This window comes from Nostoc sp. UCD121, from assembly GCF_014222285.1.
Classification (GTDB): Bacteria; Cyanobacteriota; Cyanobacteriia; order Cyanobacteriales; family Nostocaceae; genus Nostoc.
Window position 1 is genome coordinate 26962 of record NZ_JACKZS010000025.1, and the last position, 24661, is coordinate 51622.

At 42.5% G+C, this 24661-nt stretch carries 19 protein-coding genes; 9 read left to right on the forward strand and 10 right to left on the reverse strand.

What is annotated here, in order from left to right:
- Positions 1 to 78: 78 nt before the first annotated feature.
- The 3 genes from GNF10_RS08185 to GNF10_RS08195 all read right to left on the reverse strand — a co-directional run bounded on the left by GNF10_RS08185 (position 79) and on the right by GNF10_RS08195 (position 2370).
- Positions 79 to 984 carry a HEAT repeat domain-containing protein gene (locus GNF10_RS08185; RefSeq protein ID WP_185583802.1) on the reverse strand — a complete coding sequence of 302 codons (906 nt, stop codon included), beginning with the start codon at positions 982 to 984 and terminating at the stop codon, positions 79 to 81.
- 24 nt (positions 985 to 1008) lie between these two features.
- The gene (locus GNF10_RS08190; protein ID WP_185583804.1) at positions 1009 to 1248 is read right to left on the reverse strand and encodes a hypothetical protein; all 240 of its coding nucleotides are present in this window, start codon (positions 1246 to 1248) and stop codon (positions 1009 to 1011) included.
- Between the two features lie 321 nt (positions 1249 to 1569).
- Positions 1570 to 2370, reverse strand: coding sequence for a DUF1838 family protein (locus GNF10_RS08195; RefSeq protein WP_185583806.1), 801 nt, complete (start codon positions 2368 to 2370; stop codon positions 1570 to 1572).
- Between the two features lie 429 nt (positions 2371 to 2799).
- On the opposite strand from GNF10_RS08195, the gene GNF10_RS08200 reads away from it, so the two are divergent.
- Positions 2800 to 4074, forward strand: coding sequence for a HEAT repeat domain-containing protein (locus GNF10_RS08200; RefSeq protein ID WP_185583808.1), 1275 nt, complete (start codon positions 2800 to 2802; stop codon positions 4072 to 4074).
- A gap of 485 nt (positions 4075 to 4559) precedes the next feature.
- Here GNF10_RS08200 and glgA read toward each other — a convergent pair whose 3' ends face one another.
- The 4 genes from glgA to GNF10_RS08220 all read right to left on the reverse strand — a co-directional run bounded on the left by glgA (position 4560) and on the right by GNF10_RS08220 (position 7975).
- Entirely contained in the window at positions 4560 to 5999 is a 1440-nt protein-coding gene (glgA, locus tag GNF10_RS08205) for a glycogen synthase GlgA (protein ID WP_185583810.1), read from the reverse strand.
- Between the two features lie 131 nt (positions 6000 to 6130).
- Complete coding sequence (hemC, locus tag GNF10_RS08210; protein WP_185583812.1) at positions 6131 to 7102, reverse strand: hydroxymethylbilane synthase; 972 nt, start codon at positions 7100 to 7102, stop codon at positions 6131 to 6133.
- A 224-nt stretch (positions 7103 to 7326) separates the two neighbouring features.
- Positions 7327 to 7464, reverse strand: coding sequence for a sensor histidine kinase (locus GNF10_RS08215; RefSeq protein ID WP_311774137.1), 138 nt, complete (start codon positions 7462 to 7464; stop codon positions 7327 to 7329).
- A gap of 88 nt (positions 7465 to 7552) precedes the next feature.
- Positions 7553 to 7975: a lysozyme inhibitor LprI family protein gene (locus tag GNF10_RS08220; RefSeq protein ID WP_185583815.1), complete on the reverse strand. Its 423-nt coding sequence runs from the start codon at positions 7973 to 7975 to the stop codon at positions 7553 to 7555.
- 192 nt (positions 7976 to 8167) lie between these two features.
- Here GNF10_RS08220 and GNF10_RS08225 point away from each other — a divergent pair, with 192 nt between their 5' ends.
- From GNF10_RS08225 to GNF10_RS08240, 4 genes are all read left to right on the forward strand, one after another.
- Positions 8168 to 9139 (forward strand): YegS/Rv2252/BmrU family lipid kinase, encoded by a 972-nt coding sequence (locus tag GNF10_RS08225; RefSeq protein WP_185583817.1) that lies wholly within the window; start codon positions 8168 to 8170, stop codon positions 9137 to 9139.
- A 144-nt stretch (positions 9140 to 9283) separates the two neighbouring features.
- The gene (locus GNF10_RS08230; RefSeq protein ID WP_185585455.1) at positions 9284 to 10834 is read left to right on the forward strand and encodes a metallophosphoesterase; all 1551 of its coding nucleotides are present in this window, start codon (positions 9284 to 9286) and stop codon (positions 10832 to 10834) included.
- A gap of 134 nt (positions 10835 to 10968) precedes the next feature.
- A complete protein-coding gene (mutS, locus tag GNF10_RS08235) occupies positions 10969 to 13581 on the forward strand; it encodes a DNA mismatch repair protein MutS (RefSeq protein WP_185585456.1) in 2613 nt (870 codons plus the stop codon).
- A 149-nt stretch (positions 13582 to 13730) separates the two neighbouring features.
- Complete coding sequence (locus GNF10_RS08240) at positions 13731 to 14117, forward strand: hypothetical protein (RefSeq protein ID WP_185585457.1); 387 nt, start codon at positions 13731 to 13733, stop codon at positions 14115 to 14117.
- A 133-nt stretch (positions 14118 to 14250) separates the two neighbouring features.
- Here GNF10_RS08240 and GNF10_RS08245 read toward each other — a convergent pair whose 3' ends face one another.
- Positions 14251 to 15123, reverse strand: coding sequence for an FkbM family methyltransferase (locus tag GNF10_RS08245; protein ID WP_185585458.1), 873 nt, complete (start codon positions 15121 to 15123; stop codon positions 14251 to 14253).
- 391 nt (positions 15124 to 15514) lie between these two features.
- On the reverse strand, positions 15515 to 16849 hold the full coding sequence (locus tag GNF10_RS08250; protein WP_185585459.1) for a lipid-A-disaccharide synthase: 1335 nt from the start codon (positions 16847 to 16849) through the stop codon (positions 15515 to 15517).
- A gap of 355 nt (positions 16850 to 17204) precedes the next feature.
- Here GNF10_RS08250 and GNF10_RS08255 point away from each other — a divergent pair, with 355 nt between their 5' ends.
- Positions 17205 to 18968, forward strand: a complete 1764-nt coding sequence (locus GNF10_RS08255) for a tetratricopeptide repeat protein (RefSeq protein ID WP_185585460.1) — start codon at positions 17205 to 17207, stop codon at positions 18966 to 18968.
- Between the two features lie 175 nt (positions 18969 to 19143).
- Here the strand turns inward: GNF10_RS08255 and GNF10_RS08260 are convergent, their stop codons facing one another.
- On the reverse strand, positions 19144 to 19641 hold the full coding sequence (locus GNF10_RS08260) for a pentapeptide repeat-containing protein (RefSeq protein ID WP_185585461.1): 498 nt from the start codon (positions 19639 to 19641) through the stop codon (positions 19144 to 19146).
- 235 nt (positions 19642 to 19876) lie between these two features.
- On the opposite strand from GNF10_RS08260, the gene gcvT reads away from it, so the two are divergent.
- The 3 genes from gcvT to gcvP all read left to right on the forward strand — a co-directional run bounded on the left by gcvT (position 19877) and on the right by gcvP (position 24653).
- On the forward strand, positions 19877 to 21013 hold the full coding sequence (gcvT, locus tag GNF10_RS08265) for a glycine cleavage system aminomethyltransferase GcvT (protein WP_185585462.1): 1137 nt from the start codon (positions 19877 to 19879) through the stop codon (positions 21011 to 21013).
- Between the two features lie 125 nt (positions 21014 to 21138).
- Positions 21139 to 21528, forward strand: a complete 390-nt coding sequence (gene gcvH / locus GNF10_RS08270) for a glycine cleavage system protein GcvH (protein ID WP_069072677.1) — start codon at positions 21139 to 21141, stop codon at positions 21526 to 21528.
- Between the two features lie 191 nt (positions 21529 to 21719).
- A complete protein-coding gene (gene gcvP / locus GNF10_RS08275) occupies positions 21720 to 24653 on the forward strand; it encodes an aminomethyl-transferring glycine dehydrogenase (protein ID WP_185585463.1) in 2934 nt (977 codons plus the stop codon).
- Positions 24654 to 24661 lie beyond the last annotated feature (8 nt).

Consider the following 24661-nt stretch of genomic DNA (forward strand, 5'->3'; position numbering starts at 1 on the left):
CTTCTTCTGTCTAAATTATCTTGGGAGCAATTTCAGCCAGTAGACTGCTATAAGCAAATTGGTCAAAAGTACTGGTCATTACCAAGCATTTTCCTCTAACTGTCTCTCAATTTGAGAAATCGCCAACTCGATCACCACCTGAACTCCTGCTTCCTGTTCTTGGGTTAATGCAACTTGTAAGGGTTCTAAAGCAGTGCGATCGCCAATTTTCATTAATGCCAGAGCCGCCGCTTTTCGAGTTTCCCAATCGGGATGAAGCAGTAACTCAACTAGATTAGGAATCGCTGGTTGATAAGCCAGACTGCCCAAAGCAGATGCCGCTTCACACCGCACCATTAGGGATGAATCAGTGAGAGCGTTCACCAGAATGTGAAATGCTCCTTCTTCAGTACCTTCTTCAGCAATTTTAGCGATCGCACCCACCACCGCAGCGCGAACATCAGCCGAGTCTGAGTTAATTTCTCGATATAAATGCTCCTTCGCCTCTGCTCCAATAAATCCCAGCGCCCACACAGCATGTCCTTTAGCACTTTCTGGATACTCAGTTGACGCTAAAATTTTCAGCAATGCTGGCACAGCTGCCTCACCGATTTTGGCAAGTCCTCCTACCGCAGAGGTTTTGACCACTGTATCTTCATCATTTAGGAGAGCATTAACCAAAGTGGGAACTGCGATCGGATCGGCAATCAGTGTCAGGGTTTTGGCACTGGCTCTGCGTACAACTGGGTTGGGGTGATTTGCCACAGCTTCCATTAACAAAGGGGTCGCTGGTTTACCGACTTTACCCAACGCCTCTGCAAAACTCAACCTAACCATCCCCCGTGAGTCTCCCATACTCTCAATCATCTGCTTGAGTAGCTCTTGGTCATCAGGGTTGAAGGAGTTTAAGGCTAATTGCTCATTAACTGCTGCTAGTATTGCATCAGTTTCTGCCTGGGAAAGATGTAACGAATCTTCTCCGGATTGAGTTTTCGATTCGAGCATTATGACTTATAGCTAAATGGATTACTAGTTATTGACACTCAGAGCAGCTTGCTGATTACGGAGTTCTTGTAGGGCAGAATCAATTTTGGCAAGTTCAGGCTCTAGTTGTGCCATAACATTTACCCTCATCAACTTCGCCCGTTTTGCTGTTTCTGTAGTTTCTTGAACTAGACGTTCCCGATATAGCTCAAGTTCTGCAATCACTTCGGCGACATCTTGAGGGGTTATGTTATCAGTTGTTGTGAGTTCTGAGGTTTCATCCATAACTTTTGTTTCCTAAATGCGTGTTTATATAAATGATCTGTAGTCAGTGTTCAACTATCGTTTGTATTGGGTTACTCGCTAAAGATCAGCACTTAGCAGATACATAAAATTGCATAATTGGCAAGAGGTAACTAACAAGTCGCTGACAAACGCATATATTCCGATCTTCTCAGATTGCGTTACCACTGGTAAAGCTTTTTGATAGAAATCTTCAAAAGTCGGACTCAATTAGAGCTTTTGATCTAAGTTTCGCACAATTCCCAATTCTCCATTCTCAATACTTCGACTTCGCTCAGTACAAGTTCCCAATTTCCAATTATTTTAAGATGTTTCCTTGAGTGGGAAAATATCTCCTCGCAAGTAGGATTCAAAATTTTTCTTAAAGTATTGAATGCTCGTCACATTGGGCTCATCACTTTCTGTTGGCGTGAACTCATAAATTGGTACTTTTTTCCTTACCAACTCGACCAAGCTAGGATGAAGCTGCTCAAAAGAATCTACTCTAAATATTGTTGTTTCAAATCTTAATTTAGCTGGATGAGCATATCCTAACTTCATCCAGGGCAACCAAGGACAGTCTCTCGCCCATTTTGCCGGAGGGACTTCAGTGGCATCAGGTCGGCAAGTATTTGATATAAAGTACTCAACTCCCTTAAACTTTTCTCCAGGGCAATAATCTGAATATTTACTATCTCCTGCTAAAGGATGTGGGTATTCTAAAGGAATTTCCATAACCGAGGTAATATATCCCTTACCTTTGGGTATAACAGATTTCTTTGGTTTGACTGAGCCTTGGACAATGCGGTTAGCAATGTGAACTACTGGTACTGGTTGACTTGCTGTTGGTGACTGCCAAAAGTGCAGAATTTCTTGAGTATCTGGATCACAAAATAAACCCAACTCTCTATTGATGCGATACCCGACTTCGCCATGTTCAGGATCGGGTTTGAGAAATACTTTGGTAGCATTCATCCCAATAATAGAGAATAATTTTTCTTTTGCCTTGTCTGGTGTTTCTTGCCACCAAATTTCCCCAGACCAGTTGTAATAAAGCTGTAACCCATGATTTTTTCTGTAAAAATCGAGGTTATTAAATTCGTAATCATCTAAATAATCATTCATATATAGGTATCCGCTTTTATTGGGGATTTAGTTTAGCCTAAAAAGCAATAAGCAAGAGTAAAAAGTCAATAGGCAACGGTGAAGAAGACTTTTTTTGTCCCTAGTAGTCTGTCCCATTAATTCTGATAGGTGAATCAAATTTCAATTTCTCTTCTTTCCTTCTTCCTCTGCGCTCTTTGCGTCCTTTGCGGTTCGTTCTCTTATCCCTCAAATTTAAGGCGATAGAACACTAGCTTTGCAAAAATCAAATATGAGTATTATCGGACTTCTATCATTTTAAGATAGCTACGAAGACGGAAAGCGGCTTGTCGTTAGACATAGCAACTTTCATCTAACAGAGCTTACACAAAAAAATTTTGCAGTCCCCAGTCCCTAGTACGATAGTAAACGTGACCTCTGAGCAATTATCCACGAGCCATTTATAGATCAATGGATAAACGTTTTTTTAAAATGTTTGGGCTAACAGAAGAACAAGCGATCGCAATTATCGATACACCATTAGAACAACTCGAAGACGCTTCTGATAAGTATATTGCTGTTTCCCATCTGATTAATTATCCCACTGAACAGTCGATCGCGGCTTTGGTACGAGCGATTGAAACTAGTAACCCTGATGAGTTAGACCATCGCATTGTCCGACGCAAGGCTGTGGAAAGCTTGGGGCGATTGCAGGCGGAATCAGCTTTACCTGTAATTCGGCAATGTCTTAAAGATAATGATATTTATACTGTTGAAAATACCGTGTGGGCGATCGGGGAAATCGGGACTAAAGATCCAGATATTCTCGAAGAAGTGGCGCAATTGCTTGATAAACCAGGTCAAATTTATCGAGTTATTATTCACACTTTAGCTAATGCTGATTATCAGCCGTCTTTGGAACGTGTAAATAAATTTACTGAAGCTGAAGATGAACCTACGCGCAGTGCTGCGATCGCTACAGTTTGTCGTTTTAGCGGTGACTATTCCCAAATAACTGAGGTGATGGCGCTGCTGCAAAGTTCTAGCGTCAATGCACGGCGGGGTTGCATTCAAGACTTGATTGATGCACGCTACTACAAAGCCATCCCAGAAATTGCCCGTTGTCCTGTATCTTTGGTGTTTCGCTTGCGAGGATTGCGAATGCTTTTGGATGCAGGCGTTCCCAGTGGTAAAATTACCTTTACAGAAATTCAACCTTACTTAGAACAAGTACTTTCCGATCATCCTAACGACCTTGATTTAGTACATGAGTATGACGCTACCCCTGTATTAGATTTTGTCATTAATGAACTCTACGAAACCGATTTTGGACGCTGCTATTTAGCGACAAAAACTTTATTAGATATCTATCCCCAAGAAGCACCTCAAGCACTTTTAACAACTTATGGGGATAAAGCATATAACGATTATGGCGCTCATTATCATGTCATGAAACTTTTCGGCTGGCTGAAATATGCTCCCGCCTACAATTTGTTAATAGAAAACCTCCACAACCGCGAACCCCAATTTCAGAAATCTCGCGCGGCATGTGCGATCGCTCTTGGTGAATTGGGTGATTCACGAGCAATTCCTGAAATCAAAATTTGCCTCAATACGCCAATTTGGGATTTGAAATATGCTTGTTTATTGGCGCTAGACCGTTTAGGAGACTCATCTGGTCGAAAAATTTGCGCTAATGATGCTGATTGGTTAATTAGGGCAAAAGCGACGATTGACAATACGTGAATTTGAAGGTTCATATAGTGTCTGCCTAAGTAACTGCAAAAAAATCTTTCCCTGGCTTTACTACGTAAAAGCTGCTCTCTCGCAGTGGGCTACGAGGTAATGCACCTTTGATGCATCGACTTGCACCTTTGATGCATCGACTTGCACCTTTGATGCATCGACTTGTACTTTTGTTGCATTGACTTGTAAAAATTAATCTACTCTACGTTACGCAGTAATTCTAAAAGATTTGTGTGTACACGGTAGCTTTGAGTTGAAGAGAAACCAATATTGTTTGGTTAAGGCAATAGACGCGATAAATCGCCGTCTCTACAATAGTTTTGGCGGCGATTTATCACATTGTTGCGATCAAGATTTTTCATTAAAGAACCTGAACCGAACTTGTATTGGGAGGGGAACTTGAACTTTAGTTCAAGGCAGGGAGAGGTTCGCAGAACTCACTAGTCATAAACGCTAGGGACGTAGAAATGTACGCCCCTGACACTTTAGGATTTACTAGTGGTAACTGCTTCGTTTAACACTAACTCTGGTTGTGGTGTTTCCTCTTCTTCTGGCAAACCATAGATTGATTTGTACAACTTGACGTACTCTTTAGCAGATTTATACCAACTAAAATCTTCATTCATGCCCCGTTTTTGTAGTTCTTGCCATTGCGGTTTGAAACGGAAGCCTTCCCAAGCTCGGATCATACAAGTGAAAAGGTCTAGCGGTTCATAGCGGTCAAAGCAATAACCAGTGCCTGCGGCATTTTCAGGGTCATGATGGGTTACGGTGTCAACTAATCCACCTGTGCGGCGGACAATGGGCACAGAACCGTAGCGCAAAGACATCATTTGGCTAATACCGCATGGTTCAAAACGACTAGGCATTAAAAAGGCATCAGTACCAGCATAAATTCGGCGAGACAGAGCATCGTTATACAGTAAGTAAGTTGCCATCCGTCCGGGAAAACGAGATGCTAATTGCCACATCTGAGTTTCATAGTAGCGATCGCCTGTTCCCAACAAAACAAATTGTGCATCTGTATAAGATAGGAAGCGATCGAGGATTTGCAATATCAAATCAATGCCTTTTTGTTCCACTAATCGGGTAACAATCCCAATTAAAAAGGCTTTGGAGTTGACTTCTAATCCCACTTCTTCTTGCAAAGCAATTTTGTTAGCCTTGCGTTTATCTAAAGTCTCAGTAGTGAAGGTTTGAGCAATATATTTGTCATTTTCGGGATTATAAACTTCGGTATCAATACCGTTGATAATCCCAGATAACTTACCGCTAATAAAAGACAACAAACCTTCTAAGGTTTCACCATAAGCAGCTGTCTTTATTTGCTCGGCATAAGTGGGCGAAACTGTATTTACCTTATTGGCAAATTGTACTGCTGCGGCCATTGTGTTGTGTCCTTGCATATACCAAGGACACCAAGTAATTTTCTCTAAATACCAACGCCACGGCCCTTGATAAGCCAGGTTATGAATGGTAAACACTGTGGTGATATCAGGATCTTGGTGCATCCACACGGGAATCATCCCCGTATGCCAGTCATGACAATGGATAATGTCTGGTTTCCAGTAATTCCAGGCAAACTCGGCTGCACCATTGGAAAAGAAAGTGAACCGCCAGTCTTCATCATCTCCAGAATAAATGCGGCGAGGTAAGAAGACGGGATGTCCAAATAAGTACAAGGGAACATCAGTACCAGGCAGAACGCTTTCATAAACAGCAAATTCCTGGAACATGGCAGACCCCCGCCAAATGGGTTCTTTGGGAATTTCCATTTTGTCTGGCAGGAAGCCATAGTAAGGCAAGAATATCCGCACATCATGCCCCATTTCTCTCAGAAATTTGGGTAATGCCCCAACAACATCACCCATTCCTCCTACTTTGGCAATGGGTGCTGCTTCTGCTGCAACAAATAGAATCCGCATGGTAATTTTTGCTTCCCCGATTCTGTCTATAATTGTCAAATTAACTCGATGATCGCGACCAACGCAATTTGTCGCGTCTTTGGTACAACGACGATCAATTCTTATCTAATCACATCGGCTTGCCCAATTGCTTAGGAACCGCGTTGAATGACCGCAAAAATTTCTGATAAAATTTCTTGCGCTCCCTGTTGCCGTAATAATTCTGCTAGTTCTATGCCTAACGCTTCGGCATTGTTGGCAATCCCTGTGACACTATCTTTTACCAACTTTTGACCATCTATACTGGCAACTATGCCTGTTAAGGTCAAATTCTCACCAGAGATTTCTGTATTTACACCAATAGGTACTTGACATCCGCCCTCTAAAGAGCGTAAAAAAGAACGTTCGGCGAGACAGCGATCGCGTGTTGCAGGATGTTCGATTGCTTTGAGTAGAGTTAGCAATTCACTATCATCAGCACGGCATTCTATCCCTAAAGCACCTTGTCCAACTGCGTGGAGGGAGATTTCTTTGGGGATAATTTGATGAACGCGATCGCTCATTTCCAATCTTTCTAATCCTGCGGCTGCCAAAATTAAGGCATCGTATTCGCCTGCATCCAGTTTTGCCAATCGTGTAATCAAATTTCCCCGCACGTCTTTAAAAGTAAAGTGGGGGAAGTGGTGACGTAACTGTGCTAACCGCCGCAGCGAAGATGTCCCAATTACAGCACCTTCGGGTAATGTATCGATTTGTTTATCTTTGTGCTTTTCATGCACCACTAAGGCATCGGCTGGATTTTCCCGTTCCGTAATTGCTGCCAGTGTCAACCCTTCTGGTAAGTTAGTCGGCAAATCCTTGAGGGAATGAACCGCAAAGTCAATCTCTTGATTGAGCATTCCAACTTCAAGTTCTTTAGTAAAAAGTCCTTTATCGCCAATCTTAGCTAATGCTACATCAAGGATTTTATCGCCTTGAGTAGACATGGTGTGGACTTCAAAAGTGATATCAGGAAAGCTTTTCTGGAGTTGCGCTTGTACCCAATAGGTTTGAACCAGAGCCAGTTGGCTTTTGCGCGAACCGATGCGAATAGTGCGTGGGGGACTAGAAACAACTGAAGTCATAAAACTATATATCAAAGGAGGCGATAAATTCACTCTCATCTAGACTACCGTAGTCAGGGACTCATCAGAATTTTGGGGTTTGGATTTTGGATTTTGGATTACAATTCTTTACCAAAAACTGGTTTGAGGAATCTCGAACAATACTAATTAGACTTAATCTTTTAATGAGAGAGCGATCGCACAAGTTGTACCTATTCCTATTTCACTGGTGATGTTATATGACCCTAGTGTAAATCTATACACTTTTTCACCACTACCAAGCCTAGTGCAGTACCAGGAATGCTTTTGGTATTTTTGCCACGATAAAACGCCTCAAACAGCTGCTTTTGATCCGCTAACGGAATCCCAATACCCTTAAAAATATTATTTTTTCAACGCAGAGTAGCGCAGAGGCTCGCAGAGGTTTCACTTTTTTCGCTACTAATTTGTGAAATACTCTATTTAGACTACTTAAGGGTCAGATTTAAAATATTCTTGTAATTCTTGGGTACGCAGTTTGGTGATATTTTCTAGACACCCAGCATAAATGGTAGGGGCAATACTCCCTCCCTCATATTTGCTTCTTTCAAACTCACAATTGGTATCTCGGAACTTTACCCATGCAAGTTGTGCAGCAATTAATTTCTGTTTCCTAGATTTTTCTAAGGTAGGTAGCAATTGTTGATAAGCTCGATTCAATTTTTTATCTGCATTCTGATAAGATAACTTCGCGCATTCATTAATTGCTGCTTGAGTCTGAGGATTATTACAGTTAAATTTTTGAGCTAGGCGAATCTGGGGCAAATCAGGCGTTGTGCCTGCCATTGTCATCGAAGGGGTATCTAAACTGCTAAGAGTTAGCATACTTGCCAAAACTAGTAATAATTGACGCATGGCAAAAATTTTATTGTTTAGGCAAGTATAGACAAAAGATACCAAAATGTGCAGTATTAATATGTTTCAACGTCGAAGACTTATAAACTTGTTACAAAAGATAAACCAGCCATCAGATGGAAGGCAAAATCTCACAAGAATGCTAAAAATAATTTGGTATTTTAGTGATCTAAAGTTTAGCTTTTATATTTTATGAATCGTTCCGCCTGTCTTATTTTTAATCCAGTTGCGGGTCAGGGAGACCCAGATATAGAACTGGCAGAAATTCGAGCAATATTAGAGCCAGATATTGATCTAGATATTCATCTCACAACTCAAGAAATTGATGCAGATCAACTAGCTTATGCAGCCGTAGAGCGAGGGGTAGATACAATCATTGCTTCGGGGGGAGATGGGACTCTCTCAGCAGCTGCGGCGGCTTTAGTGGGTACTGATATTGCATTTGGCATCATTTCCAGAGGGACAGCAAACGCTTTTGCTACAGCTTTAGGGATTCCCGACACGATCGCAGGTGCGTGTGAAACAATTTTGCAGGGAGGAACCCGTAATGTAGACGTAGCCTATTGTAACGATCGCCCAATGGTACTCTTGGCAGGTATTGGCTTTGAAGCCGAAACTGTAGAATTGGCAGACCGAGATGCCAAAAATCGCTTTGGAATGATGGCCTACGTTTTCGCTGGAATTCAGCAACTGAGAAACTTACATAAATTTGATGTTGAAATTGAAACAGAAGACAGGATTATTAAAACTAGTGCCTGTGCAGTCACAGTTGCAAATGCTGCGCCTCCCACTTCCGTTTTAGCTCAGGGGCCAGCAGGTTTGGTTTATGATGATGGCTTACTAGATTTAACGATTGTAGCTCCAGCCAACAAAGCAGGAGCGATCGCAGCTACATTCCATTTATTCCAAACGGCTTCTACAGGTAACGCCGTAGATCGTGATGATATTGGCTTTCTGCGAGCCAAACAATTTAAAATTACAACTGAGCCACCGCAAAAAGTTGTTCTAGATGGTGAAATAGTCGGCACAACACCAGTAGAAATTAAGTGTATACCAGGTGGGTTGAAGATTTTTGTGCCATTAGTAGAAGAAGTTGAGCCTACCGAAAAACTAGAAGGACTCCCTAATTTGACTATTGAGATGAAAGATACGGTAGAAGAATAAGGGAATGGGGAATTGGGAATTGGGCAATAGGCAATAGGCAATGGGCAATAGGCGATAGGCATTGATTATTCTCTATTCTCTTCTGCCCCCTGCCCCCTTCCCCCTGCCCTGTCCCTGCAATTCAAGATTCAGGAGTATGTTGCATTGAAACTTGTATCAGATCCAGCGATCGCTAACAAAATTCGTAAAATGAATCAGCGAGTCAAATGGCAAGATCCGTTAATTGTGGAACGGAACATCGACCAAACTCGCCTGGTGTTGGAGGATGGTCAAGGAGATAATCCTGATTTTTCATTTTTAGTTGTGGGTGATAGTGGTTCTGGTAAGCATCGGGGACACAATCCCCAACGACAGATAGCTGAACTGATGTTGCCCCATCACGATGAATCCCGTTTTATGCTGCATACCGGGGATGTGATTTACTTAGTGGGTTCGAGTGAATACTACCAGCAAAACTTCATCGAGCCTTACCGAGAGTTTATCTTAGGCGGAGAGCATCCGAGACTGATTGCTTATGACCAGATGACTTTTAAGCTCCCCATTTTACCAGTACCGGGAAATCACGATTATTATAACTTGCCGATTTTATTGAGCTTGGCCTCTCTCACAACATTACCCATTCGTCGCTTGTTGCGATCGCGCTTAGACCTAGATGTGGGTTTGCATGGCTCAGGAACCGGTGAAGCTTACGCACACGCATTTATAGACTATCTGAAAGCGTTGCAACTTCCCGGAGAGTTAAGCAGCCATTTAGATCAGCACTACACAGGTAAGACAGATACAGGTCTTTGTCTTAAGTATGAACCTGGGCATTTTACCCGCCTTCCCAATCGTTACTACACTTTTCGCTATGGCGGAATTGATTTCTTCGCCTTGGATTCTAATACATTTAACGATCCACCACCTCTACCTAAAACAAAACAAGGTGATGCCGATCGCAAAATCTTAGAAAAGCGCCGTGAAGATTTAGAACAAGAAAAGCAGCAAATCATTGAAACCTCAGCCAAGCTTCGTCCTGAAAACCCCATTGAAGCCGACCAATTAGACGACTTTCACGCCAAGCTGTCACAAATTGAAGAAATTATTGTTGATATCGATAAACAACTAGCCGCTAATAAAACAACGCTGACTGATATTGAACAACTAGACTGGCTCAAAAAGAGATTAATTGAATCTTGGAATAATTCAGAAGTTCGGGGAAGAGTGATTTATTTCCATCATCCTCCTTATGTAACTGAGGCCACAAAGTGGCAACAAGCACAAACTTTGATCATTCGCGATCGCTTCCGTGGGGTGCTGGATGCAGTAGCGAAAGAAATAGGTTCTCTAAATCAGGGTCGTCCTTTGGTTGATTTGGTATTAAACGGTCACGCCCACTGCTTAGAACATCTTGAGACAATGGATACAGGACACGCTGATTCTCATATCCACTGGCTTGTTTGTGGTGGTAGCGGGTTTAGTTTACGTCGCCAAAGAATTGAGGGAGCAGATTTAATGGAGGAAAATAAATTAGTGGCGCGATCACATCTCTTTATTGGTCGCAACGGTCAAGGTTCTCAGAAGCGACGGCCTTATTCAGGTTTACGCATTGACGTTAAAGGCGATGGACAGCCTAAGTTTATTGTCCGTCCTTTGGTTGCCGAATGGCATCAGCGACAATGGCATAATCGTGAACTTGAGCCACTGATCATCTAAAGGTAAAATATCCTTGAGCGTAGGCGTTCGCGTAGCGTCTCGTAGAGAAGCCCGCCGCAGGCATCGCCATTCAACTTTCAAATCACGTTATCATCGGATATTGTGGAATTTCCGTGCGTAACTCGATAGCATCTATGACCGCCTCTCACTCTGAAACTCCATCTAGCAAACCCGATGCAAGTACTTTTATTTCTGACCATCAACAGGTGGATCGCAGTAAGCTAAGTCAAATGTACTTGCACTATGTCGAGACGAAGGATAAATATCCTCACGCGGTATTGTTGTATCGGGTAGGAGATTTCTTTGAATGCTATTTCCAAGATGCTGTAAAACTAGCGCAAGAATTAGAATTAGTCCTCACTAGCAAGCAAGCTGGCGAACAGGGAAGAGTGGCGATGTCTGGTGTTCCGCATCACGCTTGGGAACGCTACGCGACGATGCTAGTAGAAAAAGGTTATGCAGTCGTAATTTGCGACCAAGTAGAAGATGCCTCGGAAGCTGCTGGTAGATTGGTGCGGCGGGAAGTAACGCGCATTCTTACCCCAGGCACTTTGCTGGAAGAAGGAATGCTGAAATCAAGTCGCAATAATTACCTTGCAGCAGTAGTAATTGCCGCGAATCATTGGGGTTTAGCTTATGCAGACATCTCCACGGGGGAATTTCTGACAACTCAAGGTAGTGATTTAGAACATTTGACACAGGAATTAATGCGCTTGCAACCTTCAGAGGTGCTAGTTCCAACAAATGCGCCTGATTTGGGTAGCTTGCTACGTCCGGGAGAAACTTCGCCTCATCTACCGGAGTGTTTGCCACCATCATTTTGCTATAGTTTGCGATCGCAAGTTCCATTTTCTCAAGGCGAAGCTAGACCTAGATTATTGCAGAAATTTAAAGTGCGATCGCTCGAAGGACTCGGTTGCGATCATCTTCCCCTCGCTGTTCGTGCGGCTGGTGGCCTTTTAGAATACTTGGAAGATACTCAAAAAGAAAACCCAGTTCCCCTTCAGAGACTCCGCACCTACACTGTCACCGACTACTTAATTGTTGATAGTCAAACCCGCCGTAACCTAGAAATTACCCAAACCGTCCGGGATGGCACTTTTCACGGTTCCCTACTCTGGTCATTGGATAGAACTAGTACAGCGATGGGTGGGCGGGCTTTACGGCGGTGGTTATTGCAACCACTACTCGATATTAAAGGCATTCGGGCGCGGCAAGAGACCATCCAAGAATTGATGGAAAATACGCCTCTGCGTCAAGATTTGCGGCAGTTATTACGCCAAATTTATGACCTAGAACGCCTCACCGGAAGGGCGGGTTCTGGTACAGCTAACGCTAGAGATTTAGTAGCTTTGGCAGATTCTCTCTCGCGTTTACCAGAATTATCGCACTTAGTAACTGAATCGCATTCTCCATTCCTCAAAGCTTTGCAGAAAGTCCCAAGTGTGTTGGAAGAATTAGCACAAAAGTTACACGCGCATCTTGTGGAGTCGCCACCCATACTAATCAAAGAAGGTGGATTAATTCGCCCTAGCGTCAATCCTCTTTTAGATGAAAGAAAAGCGACTGTAGAAGCAGACCAGCAATGGATTGCCAACTTAGAAGTTGAGGAGAGGGCTAAGACGGGAATTTCGACCTTGAAGGTAGGATTTAATAAAACTTTTGGTTATTACATCAGTATTTCCCGCACCAAAGCTGACCAAGTACCTGCTAATTACATCCGCAAGCAAACCCTGACCAATGAGGAACGTTATATCACCCCAGATTTGAAAGAACGAGAAGCCCGGATTCTCTCGGCGCGGGATGATTTAAATCAGTTGGAATATGAGATTTTTACGGCGTTGCGGGAAGAGGTAGCAAAAGAGGCGGAGGTGATTCGCAATCTATCTCGTGCAGTCGCGGCGGCAGATGTATTGTGTGGTTTGGCTGAGTTGGCAGTGCATCAAGGTTATTGTCGTCCAGAAATGTTGTCGGGAAGGGAAATAAACATTGTTGATGGTCGTCATCCGGTGGTGGAACAGTCTTTACCTGCGGGTTTCTTTGTGCCGAATTCGACGCAATTGGGTCAAGAGTCATTAGTCATTAGTCATCTGTCATTAGCAGATGACCAAGGACAAATGACAAATGACAATCCCGATTTGATTATCCTCACCGGGCCAAATGCTAGCGGCAAAAGTTGTTATTTGCGTCAGGTGGGATTGATTCAGTTAATGGCGCAGATTGGTAGTTTTGTACCAGCTAGATTGGCCAAATTGGGAATATGCGATCGCATTTTCACCCGTGTAGGGGCAGTAGACGATCTTGCAACTGGTCAATCTACCTTCATGGTGGAAATGAATGAAACGGCGAATATTCTCAACCATGCCACATCTAGGTCGCTGGTATTATTGGATGAAATTGGCCGGGGAACAGCAACATTTGATGGTCTTTCTATCGCTTGGGCTGTGGCGGAATATATCGCAGTGGATATTCGGGCGCGAACAATTTTTGCGACTCATTACCATGAATTGAATGAGCTAGCTAGCATTGTACCGAATGTGGCTAATTATCAAGTGACGGTGAAAGAATTACCCGACCAAATTATCTTTTTGCACCAAGTCCAACCGGGAGGCGCAGATAAGTCTTACGGTATTGAGGCGGGAAGATTGGCGGGTTTACCAGCAGTGGTGATTCAACGAGCCAAACAAGTAATGGGGCAAATTGAGAAACATAGTAAGATTGCGATGGGGCTGCAAAATCTGGATTGATATCTTAACTGACTGCATTTACTTAACTTGGTAAGAAGAGTTGCCAACTAGTTGAAATCTTGTTGACCTTTATGCTTAAAATTGCACAAGAGGTTTTTTTAGCATCTACTAAAAGCTAAAGTTGACCCTTTGCAGGACTCCCATAAGCAATGCTGACTGAAATTTTGCCTTTTTCTTTTGAGTTAGACACGATCGCGATCGCCGGAGCGAGTTTGTGGTCATTGGCGCTATATCTAGGTTTTTCCCCTGTCAATCAATGGGTAATCGAACAACTCAACCGTTGGTTTAACTTTGCCGAGCGATCGCTTTATACCAGCCAAACAGAGTTTGAAAAGACTCGCAAAGGCAGAGAATCCCAAAATGCTTTCTACGCCTCATTATTTAGCATCACGCCTTTTTTGATAGTTGGTGCTTTATGTAACTGGGGTTTAGAAATTAGTTTAGGTGAGAGTTGGGGAATTAGTACAGGAATATTAGCTTGTATGGGTGCCGGCATTTATGAGCTTGGGCGCAGGGATGGAGAATCTTCCGATTAGCAACAGATCCAATGAAGTAAGCTGTAGTGTCTACAAAATAGGCTTTAGGTGAGGTCAAAGTTTGATGATGGCTTTGACCTCACCTAAATTTATCACCTTTTTTCGATTGCTTATTGACAAAAGTGCAATTGTATTAAGCTGTCACTAAATTATCCTTGTGAATTGCTAAAATATTTCCTGTTATGCCTTCAGGAGATTCAAAGTTGAGCAGTTCACCTGTATTTTTAACCTTGAAAAACTGATAACCAATTCCCTTAAGAAAATTGAAGGCTCCATCATATGACAAATTAAGTCTTCCGCTTGTTTTAGAGCTGATCTCAAATATTACTTTAGGTTTCATGTGGCTAAATAATGAAGTTGCACCCCGAAAGACAAGTTCCTCTGCTCCCTCTACATCTATTTTAATAAAATCTACTCGCTCAATCCCTTCATGAGCCAACACATGATCGATAGTGGTGGTAGGAACCTCTTCAAAACTTGTCTCCTCACTTTCCTCCGAACCCAAAGAATAACTAGTAGGAGCATTCTCAATATGATACAACTTAGCTGTACCTTCTTGTTCAGACAGTGCTACTTTGAATAACTTGACGTTAGTCACTGCGTTTATTTCTAGATTACGCTCAATATTTTTGATAGATTCAATTCCTGGTTCAAAAGAAAGAACTTTTCCAGAATCTCCTACTAATTTGCTAGCCAACAAGGTATAAATACCACAGTTGGCTCCTGCATCTATAAACACTTCGCCTGATGAGAGACTGCGCTTAATATAATCTAATTCAGGCTCATAACTTTCACGGAAAACAAAAAGACTAGTATTCCCTGTTCTATAAAAACCAGGCGGTACAAAAAAGCGAACATTCCACTTTTTAAATGAAATAGTTTGTGGAATAGAAAGTTGACAAACTATCCACCAATATATTAAACGGTAAGTAACTTTCAGAGGAGACTCTTTAAAAGCTTTATGATTTATGAAATAATGAAATTTATTTCGTAAACTTGCTATCATGGTAAATCTATCCTTCCTTATACATTCAAAAACTTTGTGTAAAAGCGGTGGTAAAATTTACTCCATTGTGGGCAACGAGAAAAGACCCACTGCCGCTTGGGGCATAGGTTATAGGCATTGGTAACATACTCCATGCCTTTTTACTGCATTCTGAGTTTCAGGAAATGGTGTGATTCAGAAAATTTAGCAAGTAAATGCTCAGTGATTAAAGTAACTTACTGCTAAATATTTTGATGCTAGTATACTACCTTTTGCACATTAGAACTCAACATTGCACTAGCACTTTTTATTTATTATTTTTATCGTGCTAATCACCACCACTTGTTTATTTCCAAACTAGGTCTTTTAAAAACGACACCTGTGAAGCCAGCCTTTAGTGCCCCTTCATCTTTCACCCTTTTCTTGTATTCAAACATCCGCACTTTCCAATCTCCTCGCAAACAATCTGTGCTATCTTCAGGGCTGCACCGCTTTCGCCACGAATATTACGGAGTTTAGCGCGGATATCATCCAATTTTTCTGGATGGGCTAATAAGTCTACAAGCATTTCCCCAATTTCTGCCGGTTGAATTTTACCCATAAGTTCTGGCACTATCTCTTCCTGTGCCCAGATATTTGGCCATGCTAATAAACCTTTGCGTCTTACGAATCTTAGGAATAACCAATTGATTACGTTAGCAAAGAGTGTACCTACGCCTGGCAGATTTGCTAGCAACCCAGGTAAACCATCCCAAGCACGCATGGCATCAAGTTGCTGGGTTGGTAGTAAAACAATCATTGGCACTGCTAAAGCACCGAGTTCGGCAGTGTTTGCTCCCACTGTAGTTAAGCAGATGCAACACTGAGATAATAAGTGATATGCGGGGTTTTCTTGCCACAGTTCCACAGTTACACCCGTTGCTGTTTTGAGCAATGGTTTGCCTTTATCGTCCTCTGGGACAATTAAGGAAGCACCACCAAAGCCAAAGATTTCAGCAATAGAGTTCCTTTGAGGATCGGCAAAACTAGCTAAAGTTTGTAAATCCAAAGTTGGGGCTACAGGAACTACAAATTTAGTTTGCGGTCTTTTCGCGTGAACATATTCGGCAATACTTAAAATTAATGGTACTCCTTGGGCTAATTTTGCTGCTTTTGATCCAGGAAGTAGACCAATCAATTCAGTCTTTTGTCCTACACTGTGGGAAGTCGCTGACGCGTCTATGTCATTAGTGATTTGTCCTTTGTCGTTGGACGAATGACTACTAGCTTCTACCATCAAATCACCTACAACGGTAAATTTGTGAGCATATTTTTGGGGGACGCGGGCAGCAACTTCAGGTTTCATCACACCAAAACGATTAATCCAGTTATGCCACCTGGCTGACCATTCAGCGTAAACTACTGTGCGATATCCGAGCTTTCTACCTATAACTACAGGGAAAATTTGATCGCCACCGAGAAAAACAACTACACCGCGACTTCTCCAGTCCCAATTGTCAATAGTTTTACCCCAGAGCAAAAATTGCCAAAAATGCTCTGCGGACTGTACTCTATCTACTTCTGGATAAGAAAGTGCGATCGCAGCTTCTTTACCACTAGCATTTGAGCAAGGTGATAAGATTACACTGATCCTCACTTGATTTCGGTCATCGCCGAATTGTTGCCGCAATGCCCTTACTACTGGGCGCACCCAGGTTGTTACCTCACCAGGGCCATTTGATAGGATGAGAATATCTACTTGATTCATTAGTTAATGGTCAAGAGTTAGGGGTCATTAGTCAAGAGGCAAATATTAATTAATTCGTTCCTAAGTTATGAGCGATACTCTCATTTCCCAGTAATATTTAATATTTGTATCTAAATTACAGTAAAAATAGAGCGTAGGCGTAGCTCGTTGTAGATATTGCCTGGCCCTTTTGAGATCAAAACTCAAAATTTGAGGTTAAAAGGCTCAATCTTCACTCTCAGAAGCTCAAGTGAAGATTCCTAACCATAAGCCACTGCTTTGAAATCTTTATATGCAAATAGGATTTCTACCCCCAAGAGAGGAGATTTCCAAATGCAGACGAAGTAGAATCTAAAATAAACTTGACAAAGTGTTTATGCAATGGGCTAATTTTCTAGCCAATGAAGCTGCTACCCATAGCTTATCCCTACAGCAAACAGCAGCTTTTGTAGAGTATTTTCAGACTGAACACTTAGATAAAAGTGAAGCGAAACTTGCTAGCGAATTAAACGTTGATATTGCTGTTTTCAAAAAGTTGCTAGATGAAATATATAACAAGTTTGTCCAAAATTATCCTGAGTTAACAATTTCCAACAGTCGGGACAAACTACAAAAGTTACAATTTTATCTGACAGCAAAATATAATAGCGAATTGAATATCCTCAATCCATTAGCGGCGATGAAATTATTAAAAACGCTAGTGGGTCGGGAAAGACTGCAAAAAGAACCTTGGATTGCGAGAAGAATTTGTAAATTTTTAGGATATTTACCTTTAGCGTTAGAGTTAGTAGGACAATATCTGGATAAGATGCCAGATTTGCCTCTTGAAACACTACTGAAGCGGCTAGAGAAAAAGCGAGTGGAACATGAAAATGTGGTCAATGAGAATTCATTGATGCCTGATAAAGACGGTATAGCGGAAGCTTTTGAGTTGAGTTGGGAACAGCTGGATGAAAATGCAAAAAGCTTTGGCTGTTTGCTTAGTTTGTGTGCCTTAGCTGACATTCCATTATCTATTGGGACGGTAGAAGATGACAAAAAACAAGAACTTTGGGAGAAAGCTATAGCCGACTTACTGGAATTACATTTACTACAACAGGAAAGTCAAGAAATTTATCGTCTAAATCCAATGATTCGGCAACTTTTCCAAATGAAGTTGGAGGAGTCAGGTGAGGCGGATGAAGCAAAAACTAAATTTGCAGCGATGATGTTAGAGGTAGCAAAGCTAATTCCGCAACAGCTTACCCCTGAAGATATTGTCAATTTCACTCCACATATCCCGCACATAACAGAAGTTGCAACCCACTTATCCCAGTATGTGAGCGATGAAAATCTCATTACTCTATTTACCAAATTAGCCTGGTTTTATCAAGGTCAAGGACTTTATCAGCAAGCAGAACCTTGGTTGCAGCAGTGTGTAGAACTAACTAAAAATCGTCTTGGTCTAGAACATCTCGATGTCGCCACTAGCCTGAACAATTTAGCTCAACTTTACGATTTTACAGGACGTTACAGCGAAGCTGAACCACTTTATCAGCAAGCTTTAGAGCTGAGAAAACGCCTGTTGGGAGAACATACCGATGTTGCCACTACCTTGAGCTATTTAGCATTACTCTATGAATCTACAGAACGCTACAAAGAAGCTGAACCTTTGTATCAGCAAGCTTTAAAACTGTGGAAACACTTAGTGGGAGAAGAACATCCCCATGTTGCCACTACCCTGAACAATTTAGCAGCATTGTACTGTTATACAGGACGCTATAGTAAAGCCGAACCCTTACTGAAGAAATCTTTAGAACTGAGAAAACGCCTCCTAGGAGACAACCATCTTGATGTCGCCACTAGCCTGAATAATTTAGCGCAACTCTATGAATCGACAAGACGCTACAGCAAAGCTGAACCTTTGTATCAGCAAGCTTTAGAACTGAGTAAACGCCTACTGGGAGAGGAACATCCCGATGTTGCAATTAGCCTGAACAATATCGCATCACTCTACCGTCAGACAAGACGCTATAAGAAAGCTAAACCCTTATTTGAGCAAGCTTTGAAAATTTGTGAACGAACTTTAGGTGTAGGTCATCCTACTACTATGACGATTCGGGCAAATTATGCCAGCTTTTTAAGAGAAGCATATCACTAGCGTAGACGCAAGGCGGCTTGTTGTTAGACATCGCTGTGCGTAATTCGTAATTCGTAATTCGTAATTAAAGACTGTTTCAGACTCTTAGTTAGACCACAATACTTTCTGAGTCTGTCGTACCCTATTAGTTAAAATAATATCCCCCTCTCCACCAGCAAAGAAGAGGGGTTATATTTTACTTACATCCTAAAGACTGGCGAGTATCTACACCAGTTTTAGAATTTACCCCACTTGCTTTAACACAAAGCTTTTTCACTTGCGTCCCATCTAAAATTGCATTCGTAAAATCAGCGCCTGTGACATTTACATCGTCAAAAGTAGAACGCAGCATCATTGCATCGGTCAACACCGCATCACTTAAATCAGCATCCTTAAACCTTGTTAGATAAGCTATGCCTTCACTAAAATCAACACCATGCAGATTTGCTCCATCCAATAGGGTACCGTTAAACACGCCACCACGTAAGTCAGCATTGCTAAAATTAGCATTCTCTAATTTGAGATTGGTAAACTCAGTACCAACTAAACTTTGTCCAGAGTAATCTTTACCCTTAAGTTCATCATTACCCACAGAACGGGTAATACTAGAAGAACTTGCAGCTTCCGCCGATAGAGGAAACAAAAAAAGAACCATAGCTAAGACAAAGCTAGCTAACAGCCGCCAATATTTCATAATCTCTTCTTAATAAATCTCAACACTTTTACTATTAACTATTAAACCTCACAGGAGGGGACAAGGAGACAAGGAGAATAACTCTTCAGTCAACAGTCAACGCTTCCAATGCCCAATGCCCCATTCCCAAATTCGATACACAAGACTGTAAAACCAGAAAGCATCTCGTAGGATGATATATGTTGAGGTGCGATGCCTAACGGCAAGTTGCTCCGCATCTACGCAATAATTACCTGTGGCTAATCAAGAAGACAACGCCCAATCTCTGGCGCGAACCCCATTATATGAACTGGGTGTAGGACTCAAAGCCCGCTTTACCAGCTTTGGTGGTTGGGAAATGCCCGTGCAATTTAGTGGCATTAGCCGCGAACACGAGGCTGTAAGAAATACAGCCGGAATGTTCGATATTTCCCACATGGGTAAATTTACTCTCCAAGGTAAAAATCTCATTTCCCAACTCCAGCCTCTAGTGCCTTCAGACTTGAGTCGATTGCAACCCGGTCAAGCACAATACACCGTATTGTTAAATCCCCAAGCGGGAATTATTGACGACATCATTGTTTATTACCAAGGTGAAGACACAACTGGTATACAAAAGGCATTTATGATCGTCAATGCAGCAACCTCTGGTAAAGATAAAGTATGGATTTTGCAACATCTTGACCTGGATAAAGTGCAATTCCAAGACCTTTCACCAGATAAAGTCTTAATTGCCGTGCAAGGGCCAAAAGCGATTAAATATCTCCAGCCTTTAGTGCAAGAAGACTTACAACCAATCAAAGCTTTCGGACATTTAGAAGCAACCCTATTAGGTAAACCTGCCTTCCTGGCCCGCACAGGTTACACCGGAGAAGATGGCTTTGAGGTGATGGTAGACCCAGATGTGGGAGTAGAATTGTGGCGAAGTCTCCATAAAAGTGGTGTTATCCCCTGTGGACTTGGTGCGAGAGACACTCTGCGCCTAGAAGCAGCGATGGCACTTTACGGACAAGATATAGATGACACCACCACACCCTTAGAAGCAGGTTTGGGGTGGCTAGTCCACTTAGATACCAAAGGTGATTTTATTGGGCGAGAAGTTTTAGCAGAGCAAAAATCCAAGGGAGTGAAGCGTCGATTGGTAGGTTTACAAACTCAAGGACGTAACATTGCCCGTCATGGCTACCAAGTGTTATCCACAGGTAAAGTTGTGGGAGAAGTTTCTAGTGGTACTCTGTCGCCTACACTGGGTTATCCCATTGCTTTAGCTTACGTTCCTACCCAATTAGCAACCGTTGGTCAGCAGCTAGAAGTCGAAATTCGCGGCAAAGCTTACCCAGCAGTTGTAGTTAAACGTCCCTTTTATCGGTCAAAAAATCGTGCTGCTAACTAACAAGCGCCAAGGTTTTTGAGGAATAATGTGTTGTGAGTTACTCAATCTACAGTAAGGTTCATTACCATATATGGCTTGGATGACTGTTGGGGCAATAATTTTTTTGATAAGGGAGAGGAAGTGATATGTCTTTTGAATATCCTCAAGATTTCAGATACTTGGATTCTCATGAATACGTGCGAATAGATGGCGAAATTGCCACCATTGGCATTACTGAGTTTGCCGTACATGAATTGGGTGATATCGTCTTTTTGGAACTACCAGAAATTGGCGACGCTCTTACCAGGGGAGAAAACTTTGGCACAATTGAATCAGTGAAAGCCGTTGAAGAGCTTAATTCACCAGTCACCGGTACTGTTATAGAACGCAATGAAGCCTTAATTAATTCTCCTGAAGAAGTGTCAGAAGACCCCTATGGAGAAGGGTGGTTTTTGAAAGTGCGCGTCAATGACCCTGGTGAAGTTGAAGATGCTTTAACAGCAGATGAGTATCGCGCCCAGGTGGAAGGGGAGTAGGAAAGAGGCGAAGAGGCAGAGGGGATAGGGGGTAGAGGGGAAAGACTTGCAGCAAATTCCCTTCTACTCACCTGCCCTTTTCCATTCCACTCGAAAATAAGTCATGAAATTTAGATAAATTGAAAAGTTACACCTACTTCTCATCAGTATTTATTGCAAAATATGAAATAGTACCATCTGGAGAGTAATTTGTGGTATTGAACGCCCCTATTCTCAAGTCTAATGAGCAGCAAGTGCTGGACGAAAAAAGTCAAAAGTTGAGTAGTTTTGCGCCAAGACATATTGGCCCTAACTCAGACGACATCCAGCTTATGCTTAAGGTTTTGGGATTTCCCAGCCTGGATGCCCTAATTGACCAAACAGTTCCTCAGACAATCAGGCTGAAGCAACCCCTAAAGTTACCAGAAGCCGAAAGTGAGTATGCAGCACTGACATCCTTAAAAAAAATTGCTGCCAAAAATCAGGTTTTCCGTTCATACATTGGTATGGGATATTACGACACTATTACCCCACCTGTAATTGGGCGTAATATCTTGGAAAACCCTGGTTGGTATACTGCTTACACTCCTTATCAGCCAGAAATTGCCCAAGGACGACTTGAAGCGCTGCTGAATTTTCAAACCTTGATTATCGACCTCACAGGTTTGGAAATTGCCAATGCTTCGTTGCTGGATGAAGCCACAGCCGCAGCTGAAGCAATGAGCCTAAGCTATGGTGTTTGTAAAAATCAGGCAAATGCTTATTTCGTCTCTGGTGACTGCCATCCCCAAACTATCGACGTGTTACAAACACGGGCTAAACCATTAGGAATTAAGATCATTATCGGCGATCATCAAACATTTGATTTTGATCAACCAATTTTTGGGGCTGTTTTGCAATACCCGGCAAGTGATGGCACCATTTACGACTACCGCGCTTTTATAGAAAAAGCCCATGCTAAGGGTGCATTGGTGACGGTAGCAGCAGATCCTTTAAGTTTAACTTTGCTCACCCCTCCTGGGGAATTTGGCGCTGATATTGCTGTTGGTAGCACCCAGCGCTTTGGTATTCCGTTGGGGTTTGGGGGGCCTCACGCGGCATATTTTGCAACGAAGGAAGAGTATAAGCGACTGGTTCCAGGGCGAATTGTAGGAGTATCAAAAGATGCTCAAGGTAAACCTGCATTACGTCTCGCTTTGCAAACCCGCGAACAGCATATCCGCCGTGAAAAAGCTACTAGTAATATCTGTACTGCACAGGTGCTACTGGCGGTAATGGCAAGTATGTACGCTGTCTATCATGGCCCTACTGGACTGAAGCAAATTGCTGAGAATATCCATCAGCTAACTTTAATGTTGGCAGCAGGACTAAAGCATCTAGGTTACAAAATTAGTTCTGAAAATTTCTTTGATACACTGCGGGTAGAATTGGGAACACGCAGCCTGGAACTAATTCTTGAAGCTTGTCAAGCAAGGAATATTAACCTGCGAATTTTTGATGACACTGCTGTTGGTATTTCTCTAGATGAAACAACTACAGTAGATGATTTGGTAGAGGTTTTGGAGATTTTTGCAGCGCCTGATAGTCTATTTCTCGGTTTTAAAGAAATTGGAGACTTAATTTCAGCACAGGGCAAATCACCTCTACAAAACTCAAGCCTTACCCGTACCAGCAACTATCTCACTCACCCAGTTTTTAACCGCTATCACTCAGAAACTGAGTTGTTGCGCTATTTGCACAAGCTAGAAGCTAAAGACTTGTCGCTAACGACATCGATGATTCCTTTGGGTTCTTGCACAATGAAGTTGAATGCAACTGCTGAGATGATTCCGGTAAGTTGGGAAGAATTTGGCAAGATTCATCCATTTGCCCCTGCGTCGCAAACGCAAGGTTATCAAATCTTGTTTGAACAACTTGAAGCATGGTTAGCTGAAATTACTGGGTTTGCGGGAATTTCTCTACAACCAAATGCCGGTTCTCAGGGCGAGTATGCAGGACTTTTAGTAATTCGTCAATATCACGAAAATCGGGGCGAAACACACCGCAATGTTTGTTTGATTCCTACCTCGGCACACGGGACAAATCCAGCTAGTGCGGTGATGTGTGGAATGAAGGTGGTGGCTGTTGCCTGTGACTCACAAGGTAATATTGATGTTGATGACCTGAAGGCAAAGGCAGAAAAACACAGCAATGAATTAGCCGCCTTAATGGTGACATATCCCTCAACTCATGGTGTATTTGAGGAACCAATTCAGGAAATCTGCGCTGTTGTCCATAGTCACGGTGGACAAGTTTACATGGATGGGGCAAATATGAACGCCCAAGTAGGGATTTGCCGTCCTGGAGATATTGGTGCAGATGTCTGTCACTTGAATCTGCACAAAACCTTCTGTATTCCTCATGGTGGTGGTGGCCCTGGTATGGGGCCCATTGGTGTTGCATCTCATCTTGTGCCTTTTCTCCCCGGACATCCTGTTGTTACTATCAACGACTCAACTCAGCACTCACATATTGGTGCTGTTGCGGCTGCGCCTTGGGGTAGTGCAAGTATCTTGGTGATTTCTTGGATGTACATTGCCATGATGGGTGCAGATGGTTTAACCCAAGCAACTAAGGTGGCGATTCTCAACGCTAACTACATTGCCAAGAAACTGGAATCGTACTATCCGGTTTTGTATCAGGGGAAAAATGGTTTAGTTGCCCATGAATGTATTTTAGATTTGCGATCGCTAAAAAAATCAGCTGCGATCGAAATCGATGATGTCGCCAAGCGTCTCATAGATTATGGTTTCCATGCGCCGACTGTCTCCTGGCCTGTAGGGGGTACAATCATGGTGGAACCTACAGAAAGTGAATCTAAGCAAGAGTTAGATCGTTTCTGTGATGCGTTGATTTCTATTCGTCAAGAAATTGCCCAAATAGAAGTTGGCAAGGTGGATATCCAAGATAATGTTTTGAAGAACGCACCCCACACCGCCGAAAGTCTAATTACTGGAGAATGGAATCATCCTTATTCTCGTGAACAAGCTGCTTATCCTGCGCCTTGGACTCGTGAATATAAATTCTGGCCTGCTGTTGGGCGCATTGATGCAGCCTTTGGCGACAGAAATTTTGTTTGTTCTTGTCTGCCAATGGATGCTTATTAACCTGAAGT